Consider the following 13,284-nt stretch of genomic DNA (forward strand, 5'->3'; position numbering starts at 1 on the left):
TGGCTAGTTTCTACAATCTAGTCTGAAGTTAAATATATTTATACAAGAGACAGTAATGAGCGACATGATAGTTTGTGATACTCGACAATCAAAGGTTATACCAAAATTGTCTATTATAGTACCAGTCTATAATACTTCTGGTTTTGTGGAGAAGACTTTATCTTCATTTGATAAAAATGGTAATGATCAAATAGAACTTATCATTGTAAATGATGGCAGTACTGATAATAGTGTCGAAGTTGTTCAGCAATGGCTTGATACCTATAAAGGTAACGCAATTTTCGTATCACAGGAAAATAAAGGGCTATCAGAGGCCAGAAACACGGCCTTACGCTACGCGAATGGCCAATATATTTCTTTCTGTGATAGTGATGACTGGTTGAACGAAAAAGCTGTTCTTGATTCCCTGGAATTTGCCGAGTCTGACGATCTTGATATTGTATTATATCGTTCATACGTTTACGACAACCAAACAAAAGATTCGTATCCGTTCTATGATGCAGCGACTTGGGATCATATTTTAGGTGGCGAGCTGAAGAAGACAGTAAATGTTGCAGCATATCCGCAAATCCTCAGTCTTGAACCTAATACCAATAACCGTATCCTTAAGAAAGAGTTTTTTGACAAGTATATAACTATCTTCCCGGTAGGGATTCATTTTGAAGACGTTACTCCTCATATTGTAAGTCTGGTTAACGCAACAAAAATTGGCATGATAGATACTGTCGGCTATTTTTATCGAGTTAATCGTGAAGGGAAGATTACGGATCAAAAAAGCGAAAAGCGATTTGATATAATTAAGACCGCGAAAGAGTTATTGCAGAAGCCTGAAGTTAAAGGTCTCAATGCATATCAGCAATATTGTGTAATGTCGCTACTATTTAAAATGATTTTCTGGTGTGGTAGATATACAACTTTGAGTGATCGACGTCGTTACTTCCAGCAAGGTGTGGATCTGTTTTCTGTATCTAATCCGGGCGTGCGTTCGCGCTTGAAAACTTCCTTAGGTTTTGCGGAGCGTAACAGAGAGTTTATTCTCATGTTGGCATTTTTCAATGGCGCAACGGATTTTCTCACAGAGTACAGTACTGGTAAGCAAACGCTATCAACAAAATTTAAACTGTTGAAGGCTATTTCTACTGCAAACATTGATGTCAATAAATTGATCTTCAAAAAAGCTTTGCGTTTTGCAAAAAATAAGTTCGGAAAACGGGTAGTAGGTTAATAAAATGATCAATAGAACACAATTGAATGCATATCTAAATAAACTACCTTCGGCAATTAGCCATGATGAGTTAGCACAACACAAGCATATCATCGAGCGAAGCTTTTTTGGCGTAGATTTGTTTTCTTGCGAAAGTGATGTTTTAGCTTTTGTCGGTACTTATACTGGTCTGGAGCTTCTGGTTGCATTTTATAACAGCAAGCCGCGCGCGATAATTGTTGTTGAATCTAATGCAAGCAAGTTTAAACGTATTCAGGAACTATTAAATAAAAACCCTGAATTGAAAGAACGTGTCTATCTGTTTGATAATTTCTCCAATCCTGAAATTAATGAGTTGATTGGTGAGCGTCACGTTAGCGTTCGTATTTCTCTTCCTGCATTTACCCGGGCAGCTCTGGAGTATGTTACTGCACAGTGGAAACTTGACCATATTTGTGGTGAATTCAATCAGTACGATGTTGATCCGTTAATTGTTTATCGTCAATGCGCGCGCGCTGCGGATACTTTTTACTGGCGCATTCAGGATCAACACCAACCTCTCACGGGTAGTCGCCAGAAGTATGAGTATGAAGTTTCAGTGGTCGTACCCGCATACAATATCAGCGCCTATATCGACCAGTGCATTGAGTCCCTGGCGAATCAGTCTATTGAAAGTATAGAGATTTTAGTCGTCGATGATGGTACACCGGATGATTCCGGTGAGAAAGCTGACGCCTGGGCTGCGAGATACCCAGGTAGAGTGAAAGTTATCCATAAAGCCAATGGTGGGTGCGCGACGGCACGAAATGCCGGCGTTAGCCAGGCCAAAGGGCAATATATTGGTTTTGTTGACGGCGATGATTGGTGCGATCTTCAGATGTATGAAGATTTGTTCCGTGCCGCGGTGATGAAAAATGCTGACATTTCCCAGTGTGGCTATAAAGAAGCTTATGAGACTGGTGAAATAGTTAAATTCCCCCTGGACATTAATCTCAGCCGTCTGGATTTACTACGCGAGCGCCCAACAATGTGGCGTCGTATTTACTCTGCTGACATGCTGAAAAACAAAGGAATTTCTTTCCCTGAGCATATTCGTCGGTTTGATGATTTACCTTTCCAGTTCGAGACTTTTTTAAACGCCAAGATTATTGCTAATATACCTTTTGATTATTACTATTATCGTCAAGGGCGCTTAGGTCAGGATATTTCTGTGCGAGATGACCGACTTTATGTTCATTTCCCTATTTTTGATTGGATCTACAGTCGTAACTCGGATACGTTCAACTATGATGAAGAGCGTAAATTATTTGAGTTAGAACTCGATGTCCACTTCTGGGCCTGGAGTGTCATTGAAGCGAAATTCAAGGATGAATATTTTAAGCAGGTCCTGGCGCAAATTTTTGCATCTAAGAAGATTTTGTCTAAATTTGATATGCTGGTAATAGCCAAAAATAAAGGAAGAGAAAGATTTATGTTTTATTTAAAGCTACTAAAAGCCAAAACATTCTAACTCTTCTACCTTATTAAAAGCCGCGAAAGATTTCTTTCGCGGTTTTTTTTTATAATTGGCTGGCTCTCATATTCAGCTTGTCGCCTACTAAAGATGCAATTTTTGTAGATGGTTTATCAATGAATGTATAGCCAAACCATGAGATAAGCACACAAAATAATAAACTGACTAATGTGCTTATTATACTAGCAAATTGGTTAGTAATACCTGCATCATGTAAATAAACAAATAATGCCGTTCCAATACTCATGATAATAGGGATATGAAATACATATAAGGAAAATGAGATCTTACCCAGAAAAGTAAATACAGGTCTGGACAGACAATTTGAAAGTTTTGATGATGTATTAGCTATTAATAATAAAACTACTGCTGCGATTGAGTGACACAACGTGGCCAAACCTTCTTTACTAAAACTTGTGAGTTCATTTAAGAAGTTAATTTCAATTGTCCACGGATTTTCTGTTGCAAGAACAACTGTTAATATACTGGCTGGAAGAATAAACTTAGGTTCAAGTTTTATGTTATATACCAAAATAGTACCGCCAATAATAAATAGTATCAAATAGCAGCCAAGTGTCGGTTCAATCAGATAGATAAGTATTGCTGATATTATGATGTGGGCACCGTTTTTTTTGACAAAAAATAATGCGGCATAGAGATACAGAAAAAGTGACCCCATTAACTCTATTTTAATCGTCCAGAGTGGGCCATTATAGGAGGTATCGCCTATATAAGCAGAATACAGACCATTGTATATGGCTCCAGTTAGTGTGAGTTCTGATTGATAGTTAGATTTTAACCACTCGTGCCCACCTACGATCGCCGCCATTTCGGCATTATGGAAGCCTATCGTATTTTGTAAAACAACAGCCAGAATGACTGAAGCGAGTACCAGTGGGGTAAGTCTAAAGTATCTTTTTATAAAGCTTTCTTTAAGATAAGAAAGGTCGTTTTGCCGCTTATAAAAGCCAATGAGCAACACATAACCACTCATTACGAAAAATAGACAAACTGAGAAGTTCCCATCCAAAATCCTTCGATATATCTGCCACCATACTGAGTTTTGCGAATATAATCCATTTGGCGATACCAGCACCCCCATAAATACATCCATATGGTAAAGCACGACGACAAGCGACGCGACTCCGCGGAGTCCGTCGAGATGTTTATAATGTTGCAAGTGAGACCCCGTAGCCTGTTTGGCTTTATTTTTGTTGTGTTCCATAACCAACGCGTCAAGAAGCAGAACCTGACGGTATTTGTTTATATTACCACACTGATGTTAACTGGTAGTTATTTTTTTGTTGTTGTGATCGGTCTCACGATAGTTGATTTAACATTAAATTTGCTTAAGTATGTGAAATTAAGCCCGGAGTGCAGCACCCATCATGCCGAATAAATTATTTTTAAACGCTTTCATTATCCAGGATCAATGGAGTGATATTTGTCAGTGAGGTTCAGTGTGTTAAAATAGCAACATTACAATGCACAATAATAAGTTGCTTTATTTCGGAGTTTGCATGAGCGTTTTTTTTAGATGTTTAGAGTATTTAAAAACCAGACGTTTTTTATATTTTATACTGTTTTTTCTGTCCCTTGTGTTGTGTTGGTTTGAACCTACAAATATATTTTTTACCACTTTCTTCTCTGTTTTTATTTTCTTGCGTTTGATTTTTTGTATTCGTAATAAAATAATCAGAAACAGTCTGGTGGTTTTTGTTTCATTGATCACGTTTTTGACTTACTTTATCTATCAGAAATATGGTGGACTCTCAACCAGTATGGTCATGTCAACCTTCGGGGTTGGCCTTTCCGTTTCATTAGGTACCGTACAAACCTTTGGTCTAAAATTTCTGGTAGGTTTTCTTTTCATACTTTTTGCACTTTCGTTGTTATCGATTAAAATACCAAAAGCACGCTATTCTGTTAAAGAACGTGTTATTTTGACTATTAGTCTTATCCTTATTCTTTCAAAGCCTGTGATAGATGGTGTTAGTTTTTGGGGGACTAAATTCTTTATCAATAATATCGAATATTCACCAACTTTTATTTCGCAGCCATACATCGATCAGTACAAGATTTTTTTTGGACCTCTTGTTTCCTCAGTGTCGATTATCGCTGAAAATATAGTTGATGATGTTAAATACAAAAAGATAGAGCATAAAGAATATCCTGATTATATTAAAAAAGAGACTGAAGGTAGCCAGAACATTATATATGTGATTGGCGAATCATCTAACCCTGGCCGCTATGGTATTTACGGCTATGGAAAAGATACTACGCCAAACTTATCGCAGATGGATAGAGATGGACAAATATGTGTCGTTAATAACGTTCACTCTCCGGCTGCGCAAACACGACTTGCTGTACCGATGCTGGTTTCTTTTGAAACGCCCTTGCAGCGTGGCAACTTGTTTAAATTTAAGAATCTTATCGAGATGGCACAATTGCAGGGCTACCATACGTACTGGTTCGACTCTCAGATGCAAAACAACATGTGGAACAAGCCTTTCGGTTATCTGGCAAAATATGCTGAAGTACTGCAAACTCCGGAAGATAATAATACCCGTTTCCCAGTTAACGAGGGGCAGGACGAAAAGTTATTACCGGCAATCAAGCATTATTTTAAGCAATCGCAAGAGAGAAATTTTTACGTCATTCATCTGATGGGTAACCATTTGCCTTATTCTGACCGTAGAGGGGAAGCGGACAACCCGATGGTTGATGATTATGATGCGTCTATTTATAACGTCGATGATACCTTAAAGAGTATTTTTACCCTTGCTGATACCTATCTTAAAGATTACAAGTTGGTTTATGTATCAGACCATGGGGAAGTTGTGGGGCAGGGACATGGTTTTCCATCCAGTGATAATGAAATGTATAAAATTCCATTGCTGATGAATGATGCGTCCTGGTGTGCGAAGGCTGAACAATTTCGCAACAACAACCACTACTTCTCATCTGATTTAACCAAATTCCTGGTGTTAGAAATGATGGGTTATGCTGTTTCTGATGAGCATATGAAAGACGCGGTAAAAAATTCTGATTTCGTGCTGAATGAAAAAGAAGACGCTATTCGTTTCTCTGAATTAAGGGATGTGCCCTTACCGCAACATCCTTAATCGGCGGTTAATACATAGACTCTGGTTTAAAGGATGATCATATTAAACCAGAGTCCCTTCAATGCATGTTTCGATTTACTTATGTCTGGACTTAAGATTATCGATAATATCCCCTAAATCCAGCCCCTGGTCCTGAAGTAGCACCAGCAGGTGATACATCAGGTCTGACGCTTCATTCTTCAGTTCAAACTTGTCATTTACCGTCGCGGCCAGGGCGGTCTCTACGCCTTCTTCCCCAACTTTTTGCGCAATACGTTTGGTGCCGCTGGCATACAGTTTCGCAGTGTATGAGCTCTCCGGGTCTGCATGTTTGCGCTCGGCCAGCAGTTGTTCCAGTTGATAGAGGAACAGCCATTGGTGTCCGGTTTCCCCAAAGCAGCTTGAAGTTCCTTTGTGGCAGGTCGGGCCTATCGGGTTGACCAACACTAACAAGGTATCGTTATCGCAATCCGGGGTAATGCTGACCACATTAAGAAAGTTGCCGGAGGTTTCACCCTTTGTCCACAGGCGCTGTTTGGTGCGCGAGTAGAAGGTTACTTTGCCGCTTTCTTGCGTTTTCGCCAGCGCGTCCTCATTCATATATCCTAGCATTAACACTTCGCCAGATTCAGCGTGCTGTATGATGGCCGGCATCATGCCGTCGGTTTTTTGCCAATCCAGCTGTTCACTCAACATACCCTGATCTCCACGCCCTGGGCTGACAGGAACGTTTTTAATTCGCCAATATTAATAATTTGTTTATGGAACACGGAAGCGGCGAGGGCGCCATCGACGTTGGCGTCGCGGAATGCCTCAAGGAAGTGCTCCATGGTACCGGCGCCGCCGGAGGCAATCAGCGGAACGTTACACACTTCACGGACCTTTCTGAGCTGATCCAGATCGTAACCGTTGCGCACGCCGTCCTGGTTCATCATGTTGAGGACAATTTCTCCCGCTCCGCGCTTTTGTACTTCCTGTACCCAATCCAGCGTCTCCCATTGAGTGACGCGAGTTCGGCTCTCATCGCCGGTGTACTGATTAACGTGATATTTTCCGGTCTGTTCATCAAACCAGGTATCAATCCCTACCACGATGCACTGCACGCCAAAGCGATCGGCGAGACGGGTGATTAACGTTGGATCCGCAAGCGCAGGCGAGTTAATTGAAATTTTGTCGGCGCCGAAGGAGAGGATCTGCGCCGCGTCTTCCAGCGACTTAATTCCACCGGCTACGCAGAACGGAATATCAATCACTTCCGCTACGCGCGATACCCAACTTTTATCGACTACCCGGCCATCGCTGGAGGCGGTAATATCGTAGAACACCAGTTCATCCGCGCCTTCATCGGCATAGCGTTTTGCCAGCGGAACGATATCACCGATAATTTCGTGGTTGCGAAACTGCACGCCTTTTACTACCTGACCGTCGCGGACGTCCAGGCAGGGGATTATCCGTTTTGCCAGCATTGAATGGCCTCCGTTACGTTGAATTTACCTTCCAGTAGCGCGCGGCCGACGATCACCCCGCGAACGCCGGTTCCGCGCAGCGCGGCGATATCGCTGAGACCGCCGATCCCGCCGGAAGACTGGAACGCCACCTGCGGATAACGCGCGCAGACCTCTTCATATAGAGAGACGTTGGAACCCGCCAGAGTACCGTCACGGGAGATATCGGTACACAGCACATGTTGCAAGCCGACCGGCAGATAGCTTTCCACCAGCTCTTCCAGAGTGACGCCAGAGTTTTCCTGCCAGCCGCTCACCGCCACCTGTTTATGACCCTCGGCATCAATGCGTACATCCAGCGCCAGCACCAGATGCTCGGGGCCAAAGCGTTTAAACCAGCCTTTGACCTCCTCCGGCGATTTCACTGCCGTTGAACCGACCACCACGCGCGCCACGCCGGCATCAAGCAGTGCGGCAACGTCTTCTTGCGTACGTACGCCGCCGCCGACCTGCACAGGTACCGTAATGCCGGCAACCAGGGTCTTAAGCAGCGGAATCTGGCGTTTTGCCGGATCTTTCGCCCCGGTCAGATCAACCAGATGCAATACTTCCGCGCCCTGATCCGCATAGGATTGCAGGCGCGGTAACGGATCGTTGCCATAGTCGCGCTGCTGGCCATAGTCGCCCTGATGCAGGCGCACCACGGTACCGTCAATTAAATCTAAAGCTGGAATGATCATTACATCTCCAGGAAATTTTTCAGCAGCTGCGCACCGGCGCTACCTGAGCGCTCAGGGTGGAACTGTACGCCAAAGAAGTTATCTTTCTGTACCGCCGCGGTGAAGGCCTCGCCGTAGTTGCATTGGGCGATAGTGTACGGATTGACCTGCATGGCGTAGCTATGGACGAAATAGAAATAAGCGCCTTCTTCAATGCCGCGGAACAGGCGATCGCCGGCTTTGGCATAGACCCGGTTCCATCCCATATGCGGCAGCGGCAGTCCGTGGTCGGTCATTTTCGGCACTTCTTCATCAATAATGCCCAGTAGCTCAACACCGTTATTCTCTTCGCTGCGCGCACCGAGTAACTGCATGCCGAGACAAATCCCCAGCACCGGCTGGGTACAGGCTTTAATCAAGTCAATGAGCTCGCGTTCGCGCAGCTGATCCATCGCAGCCTGCGCGGTGCCGACGCCGGGCAGAAAAAGTTTATCGGCACGCAGAACAACATCCGGCTCGCGGCTGACCACTGGCTCATAGCCATGGCGGCTCACTGCAGATTTCACCGAGTTGAGGTTGGCGCACCCGGTATCGAGGATCACCACGTTCATCACAATACCCCTTTTGAAGATGGCAACGTGTCGCCCTGGACCCGAATGGCCTGGCGCAGCGTACGGCCAAAGGCCTTGAACAGGCTCTCGACGCGGTGGTGATCGTTCTTACCTTTGGTTTTCAGGTGCAGCGTCACCGCCATGGTATAGGAGAGCGAGCGGAAGAAGTGTTCGACCATCTCGGTGCTCAGGTCGCCGACGCGCTGATAGGTGAAGTCAGCTTTATATTCGAGGTGTGGGCGACCTGAGATATCCAGCGCACAGCGCGCCAGGCATTCATCCATCGGCAACACGAAGCCAAAGCGGTTAATGCCGCGCTTATCGCCCAGCGCCAGCTTCAGCGCTTCGCCTAACGCCAGGCCGGTATCTTCTACGGTGTGGTGATCGTCGATGTAAAGATCGCCGCCGACGTTAATCTCCAGGCGAAAGCCGCCGTGGGTGGCAATCTGATCGAGCATGTGGTCGAAGAAACCCACGCCGGTGTGGATCTTGCTGCCGCCTTCACGATCCAGCCAGACTTTAACGTCAACCTGGGTCTCTTTGGTGATGCGCTCAACGTGAGCGTAGCGGTCGCGACGGGTCAGCTGTTCGCAGATGGTCGGCCAGTTCAGCGTTTCACTGTTATAGCGCAGGCCGATGATGCCCATGTTATCCGCTAACTCTATATCGGTGGCGCGGTCGCCGATGACGTAACTGTGGGCTTTATCCATTACGCCCTCTTCCAGCCACGGCAATACCAGTTGGGTCTTCGGCTTGCGGCAGTCGCAGTTATCACCAGGCATGTGCGGGCAAATCAGCACGGATTCAAAGATAACGCCCTGCGAGGAGAAGACCTGCATCATCAGGTTGTGCGGGCCGTCGAATTCCTCCTGCGGCAGGCTATCGGTACCAAGGCCATCCTGGTTGGTGATCATCACCAGCTTATAGCCTTCCTGCTGTAGCTTAAGCAGCGCCGGGATCACCTGCGGTTCGAAGGCCAGTTTTTCAAACCGGTCTACCTGAAAATCAACCGGCGGTTCAGAGATAAGCGTACCGTCACGGTCAATAAAGAGAAACTTCTGGGTCATACATTCTCCGCAGTCAAAGCGTCAATCACGCGCTGGCTCTCTGCACGGGTACCGATAGTGATACGCAAACAGCCGCTTAATGAGGGTTGTTTATTTTGGTCACGTAAGATAATGCCCTGATCCCACAAAGATTTAAACACCGCGCTGGAGGCGGTTATCCGCGCCAGCAGGTAGTTGGTCTCGGAATCGAACACTTGTTCGACACAGGCGATCTCGCGCAGCGCATCGACCAGGTAAGCGCGTTCATCAATGATCTGCGCCACGCGCGCGCGCATAGCGGCAATGCCTGCCGGGCTTAATGCCTGGGCGGCGATATCGGCGACCGGCGTTGAGAGCGGATAAGGCGCGATGACTTTCAGCAGTACATTAATCACCTCTGCGTTAGCCAGCGTAAAACCGCAGCGCAGCCCGGCCAGCGCAAAGGCTTTCGATAAGGTGCGCAGGATAACCAGGTGCGGGTACTCGTTCAGCCAGTTCGTCAGAGATGCCTGGGGGCAGAACTCAATATAGGCTTCATCCGCTACCACGATTGCTTTACCGCGCGTCATTTCCAGCAGGGCGCGGAAATCTTGCGGATTGATTATCTGCCCGGTCGGATTATTGGGGCTGCAGACAAACACCACTTTCACGCCGGTGAGATTCGCTTCGATACCCGGCAAATCGAGCTGCCAGTCGGCGAGCGTCGGCACCGTACGGCACTCAACGCCGATGGTTTCGGCGCTGACGCTGTACATGCCGTAGGTTGGCGGGCAATAAAGGACAGCGTCCTCGCCCGGTTCGCAAAAGGCGCGGATCAGCAACTCGATGCCTTCGTCAGCACCGCGGCTCACCAGTACCTGTTCTGGTTTTACGCCGGCATATTGCGCGTAGTTTTCGATAACCGCCTTCGGCTGTGGTTCTGGATAGCGGTTTAATGTCTGTTCGGTCAACTGGAATTCCACGGCGGTGGGGAATTCGTTGGCGTTCAGCCACACGTCGCCTTTCCCCCCAAGACGGCGGGCGGATTGATACGGCGTCAGCGCGCGGATATTGGCGCGGGCTAAGTCTTCAATGCTCATGCTTGCTCCTTAAGGGCGGCTACGCGCAGCGTTACGGCGTTTTTGTGGGCGGTCAGCAGTTCGGCTGCGGCCAGGATCTCGATAGTCGGGGCGAGGGCGGCGAAGCCTTCACGCGTCAGTTCCTGTACGGTCATGCGCTTTTGAAAATCCGCCAGACCGAGGCTGGAACAGGTCGCGGTGTAGCCGTAGGTCGGCAGCACGTGGTTGGTGCCGGAGGCGTAATCACCTGCCGATTCTGGCGACCAGTCACCGAGGAATACCGAACCGGCGCTGGTGATACCGTCAACTAGTTCACGGGCGTTACGGGTCTGGATAATCAGGTGCTCCGGTCCGTACTGATTTGAGATCTCTACACATTGGGCGAGATCGCGGGCGACAATAATACGGCTGGCGGAAAGCGCTTCACGCGCGGTTTCGGCACGCGGCAGGGCCGCTAGCTGACGTTCAACCGCTGCGGCGACCCGGGACCCCATGTCGGCGTCCGGGGTCAGCAAGATAACCTGGGAATCCGGGCCATGTTCCGCCTGGGAGAGTAAATCGGAGGCGACGAAATCCGGCGTCGCGCCGCTGTCGGCAATCACCAGAACTTCCGACGGGCCAGCGGGCATATCGATAGCCGCGCCGTCAAGGCGCTGGCTGACCTGGCGTTTGGCCTCGGTGACGAAGGCGTTGCCAGGGCCAAAGATTTTAGCGACTTTCGCCACCGATTCCGTGCCGAAGGCCATTGCCGCGATAGCCTGCGCGCCGCCGACGTTAAAGATATTACGCACGCCGCAAAGCTGCGCCGCATAAAGGATTTCATCGGCAATCGGCGGCGGCGAGCACAGTACCACTTCCTGACAGCCGGCAATGCGCGCCGGTGTGGCGAGCATCAGCACCGTTGAAAACAGCGGCGCCGAACCGCCCGGAATATATAAGCCGACGGAAGCGATAGGGCGGGTAAGCTGCTGGCAGCGAACGCCGGGTTGGGTTTCAACATCGACAACCTGCAACTGCTGCGCGTTGTGAAAGGTCTCGATATTGTTGACCGCCACCGCCATCGCTTGTTTGAGCTCGTCGCTGAGGCGCGCGCCGGCGGCAGCAATCTCTTCGTCAGACACTTTGAGCGCTGTGACGGTGGTGTTATCGAATTTGGCGCTATATTCGCGTAAGGCGGCATCGCCATTCTCTTTTACGTTAGCGAGGATCCCGGCTACCGTTTTGCTGATGCTCTCAGAAGCTGAAATCGCCGGGCGCATTAATAGTTGTTGCTGTTGTGCGGCGCTGCAGCTATTCCAGTCGATAATGGTATTGAAGCTCATGGTCATTTCCCCTGTTTGTCCCGTAAACGAATTGCTGGATTACTCCATCATTTTCTCTATCGGTAGCACCAGAATAGAACTGGCGCCCAGCGCTTTCAGTTTTTCCATGGTTTCCCAGAACAGGGTTTCGCTGCTGACCATGTGCATCGCTACCCGCTGTTTGTCTCCTGCCAGCGGCAGAATAGTTGGCCGCTCTGCGCCCGGCAGCAGCGCCACCACTTCTTCCAGCCGTTCGGTCGGTGCGTGCATCATGATGTATTTCGATTCGCGGGCCTGGATAACTCCCTGAATACGGGTCAGCAGACGGTCGATCAGTTGCTGTTTCGCATCGTCCATCTCACCGTCGCGCTGGATCAGGCAGGCTTTGGAACGATAAATCACTTCAACTTCGCGCAGGCCGTTGGCTTCGAGGGTTGCGCCGGTAGAAACGAGATCGCAGATGGCATCGGCAAGGCCAGCGCGTGGGGCGACTTCGACGGAGCCGTTCAGCAGACAGGATTTAAAGGAGATACCTTTCTGATCGAGATAGCGCTTTAACAGGTGTGGGTAAGAGGTGGCGATGCGTTTACCGTCCAGCGCCGCCGGGCCATTCCAGTTTTCATCCACCGGTGTCGCCAGCGACAGGCGGCATCCGCCAAAATCGAGACGGCGCAGGGTGAAATAGCGCGGGTCTTCGCCCTGCGCGCGGCGGCTCAGCAGCTCTTCTTCCAGCACGTTCTCGCCGATAATGCCAAGGTCGACAACGCCGTCCATCACCAGCCCCGGAATATCGTCATCGCGAACGCGCAGAATGTCGATCGGCATGTTTTCCGCAAGGGCGATCAGACGCTGGGTGTGCAGGTTGACTTTAATGCCGCAACGGCCGAGCAGTTCGCGTGAATCTTCACTCAAGCGGCCTGATTTCTGAATAGCTATGCGTAAACGGGTGTTGTCTAACATTGTTGTTTTCCTCTGAATACCTGTCTGAATCTGTCCGAATTCGGTCCAAAAAAAAGCCCCCGGAAGTGAATCTTCCGGGGGCTCTCTTTGCGTTCATGCACCACTGGAAGATCCAAACGTCTTCCAGCACACATCGCCTGAAAGACTAGTCAGGATGATGGTGATGATGGTGGTTTTTAAATTGAACGCTGTTCATAAAATTCTCTTTGAATGACTATGCATTTGATGTCTTTTAACCTAAACCAGTTCCGGCGCATAAAGCAAGCCCTTTTTTCCATCATTAATTCATTTCATATTCGTCGAACAAATTGTCAGGTCTCGCA

13 protein-coding genes and 1 other annotated feature are annotated in these 13,284 nt (G+C 48.1%); of the genes, 3 read left to right on the forward strand and 10 right to left on the reverse strand.

Annotated features, from left to right (window positions below; translation table 11 throughout):
- Nucleotides 1–55 precede the first annotated feature (55 nt).
- Together KGA69_RS14675 and KGA69_RS14680 are read left to right on the forward strand one after the other, a co-directional pair.
- Nucleotides 56–1,225 carry a glycosyltransferase family 2 protein gene (locus tag KGA69_RS14675; RefSeq protein ID WP_063447762.1) on the forward strand — a complete coding sequence of 390 codons (1,170 nt, stop codon included), beginning with the start codon at nucleotides 56–58 and terminating at the stop codon, nucleotides 1,223–1,225.
- Nucleotides 1,226–1,229: 4 nt separating this feature from the next.
- Nucleotides 1,230–2,714 (forward strand): glycosyltransferase, encoded by a 1,485-nt coding sequence (locus KGA69_RS14680; protein WP_049061320.1) that lies wholly within the window; start codon nucleotides 1,230–1,232, stop codon nucleotides 2,712–2,714.
- A 49-nt stretch (nucleotides 2,715–2,763) separates the two neighbouring features.
- Here KGA69_RS14680 and KGA69_RS14685 read toward each other — a convergent pair whose 3' ends face one another.
- Nucleotides 2,764–3,942, reverse strand: a complete 1,179-nt coding sequence (locus KGA69_RS14685) for an acyltransferase family protein (RefSeq protein WP_072047966.1) — start codon at nucleotides 3,940–3,942, stop codon at nucleotides 2,764–2,766.
- A 295-nt stretch (nucleotides 3,943–4,237) separates the two neighbouring features.
- On the opposite strand from KGA69_RS14685, the gene KGA69_RS14690 reads away from it, so the two are divergent.
- Entirely contained in the window at nucleotides 4,238–5,842 is a 1,605-nt protein-coding gene (locus KGA69_RS14690) for a phosphoethanolamine transferase (RefSeq protein WP_045391779.1), read from the forward strand.
- Between the two features lie 75 nt (nucleotides 5,843–5,917).
- Here the strand turns inward: KGA69_RS14690 and hisIE are convergent, their stop codons facing one another.
- From hisIE to hisL, 9 genes are all read right to left on the reverse strand, one after another.
- Nucleotides 5,918–6,517, reverse strand: coding sequence for a bifunctional phosphoribosyl-AMP cyclohydrolase/phosphoribosyl-ATP diphosphatase HisIE (gene hisIE / locus KGA69_RS14695; RefSeq protein ID WP_045391776.1), 600 nt, complete (start codon nucleotides 6,515–6,517; stop codon nucleotides 5,918–5,920).
- Complete coding sequence (hisF, locus tag KGA69_RS14700) at nucleotides 6,511–7,287, reverse strand: imidazole glycerol phosphate synthase subunit HisF (RefSeq protein WP_045391773.1); 777 nt, start codon at nucleotides 7,285–7,287, stop codon at nucleotides 6,511–6,513. The genes hisIE and hisF overlap by 7 nt, the downstream gene beginning before the upstream one ends.
- Nucleotides 7,269–8,006 (reverse strand): 1-(5-phosphoribosyl)-5-[(5-phosphoribosylamino)methylideneamino]imidazole-4-carboxamide isomerase, encoded by a 738-nt coding sequence (hisA, locus tag KGA69_RS14705; protein WP_045391770.1) that lies wholly within the window; start codon nucleotides 8,004–8,006, stop codon nucleotides 7,269–7,271. The genes hisF and hisA overlap by 19 nt, the downstream gene beginning before the upstream one ends.
- A complete protein-coding gene (gene hisH, locus KGA69_RS14710) occupies nucleotides 8,006–8,596 on the reverse strand; it encodes an imidazole glycerol phosphate synthase subunit HisH (protein WP_045391767.1) in 591 nt (196 codons plus the stop codon). The genes hisA and hisH overlap by 1 nt, the downstream gene beginning before the upstream one ends.
- On the reverse strand, nucleotides 8,596–9,663 hold the full coding sequence (hisB, locus tag KGA69_RS14715) for a bifunctional histidinol-phosphatase/imidazoleglycerol-phosphate dehydratase HisB (protein WP_045391764.1): 1,068 nt from the start codon (nucleotides 9,661–9,663) through the stop codon (nucleotides 8,596–8,598). The genes hisH and hisB overlap by 1 nt, the downstream gene beginning before the upstream one ends.
- Nucleotides 9,660–10,721: a histidinol-phosphate transaminase gene (hisC, locus tag KGA69_RS14720; RefSeq protein ID WP_045391761.1), complete on the reverse strand. Its 1,062-nt coding sequence runs from the start codon at nucleotides 10,719–10,721 to the stop codon at nucleotides 9,660–9,662. The genes hisB and hisC overlap by 4 nt, the downstream gene beginning before the upstream one ends.
- On the reverse strand, nucleotides 10,718–12,022 hold the full coding sequence (hisD, locus tag KGA69_RS14725; RefSeq protein WP_045391758.1) for a histidinol dehydrogenase: 1,305 nt from the start codon (nucleotides 12,020–12,022) through the stop codon (nucleotides 10,718–10,720). Before hisD ends, hisC begins: the two co-directional genes overlap by 4 nt.
- 39 nt (nucleotides 12,023–12,061) lie before the next feature.
- Nucleotides 12,062–12,961 carry an ATP phosphoribosyltransferase gene (gene hisG, locus KGA69_RS14730; RefSeq protein ID WP_045379285.1) on the reverse strand — a complete coding sequence of 300 codons (900 nt, stop codon included), beginning with the start codon at nucleotides 12,959–12,961 and terminating at the stop codon, nucleotides 12,062–12,064.
- A 47-nt stretch (nucleotides 12,962–13,008) separates the two neighbouring features.
- Nucleotides 13,009–13,131: a sequence feature (His leader region), on the reverse strand.
- A complete protein-coding gene (gene hisL / locus KGA69_RS14735; RefSeq protein ID WP_009654477.1) occupies nucleotides 13,107–13,157 on the reverse strand; it encodes a his operon leader peptide in 51 nt (16 codons plus the stop codon). It overlaps the preceding feature by 25 nt.
- Between the last annotated feature and the right edge of the window lie 127 nt (nucleotides 13,158–13,284).

The organism is Klebsiella sp. A52, assembly GCF_018388785.1.
Classification (GTDB): Bacteria; Pseudomonadota; Gammaproteobacteria; order Enterobacterales; family Enterobacteriaceae; genus Klebsiella; species Klebsiella aerogenes.

Coding starts and splice junctions, on each gene's coding strand:
- KGA69_RS14675 (WP_063447762.1), top strand. CDS start 56: ATGAGCGACATGATAGTTTGTGATACTCGACAATCAAAGGTTATACCA.
- KGA69_RS14680 (WP_049061320.1), top strand. CDS start 1,230: ATGATCAATAGAACACAATTGAATGCATATCTAAATAAACTACCTTCG.
- KGA69_RS14685 (WP_072047966.1), bottom strand. CDS start 3,942: ATGGAACACAACAAAAATAAAGCCAAACAGGCTACGGGGTCTCACTTG.
- KGA69_RS14690 (WP_045391779.1), top strand. CDS start 4,238: ATGAGCGTTTTTTTTAGATGTTTAGAGTATTTAAAAACCAGACGTTTT.
- hisIE (WP_045391776.1), bottom strand. CDS start 6,517: ATGTTGAGTGAACAGCTGGATTGGCAAAAAACCGACGGCATGATGCCG.
- hisF (WP_045391773.1), bottom strand. CDS start 7,287: ATGCTGGCAAAACGGATAATCCCCTGCCTGGACGTCCGCGACGGTCAG.
- hisA (WP_045391770.1), bottom strand. CDS start 8,006: ATGATCATTCCAGCTTTAGATTTAATTGACGGTACCGTGGTGCGCCTG.
- hisH (WP_045391767.1), bottom strand. CDS start 8,596: ATGAACGTGGTGATCCTCGATACCGGGTGCGCCAACCTCAACTCGGTG.
- hisB (WP_045391764.1), bottom strand. CDS start 9,663: ATGACCCAGAAGTTTCTCTTTATTGACCGTGACGGTACGCTTATCTCT.
- hisC (WP_045391761.1), bottom strand. CDS start 10,721: ATGAGCATTGAAGACTTAGCCCGCGCCAATATCCGCGCGCTGACGCCG.
- hisD (WP_045391758.1), bottom strand. CDS start 12,022: ATGAGCTTCAATACCATTATCGACTGGAATAGCTGCAGCGCCGCACAA.
- hisG (WP_045379285.1), bottom strand. CDS start 12,961: ATGTTAGACAACACCCGTTTACGCATAGCTATTCAGAAATCAGGCCGC.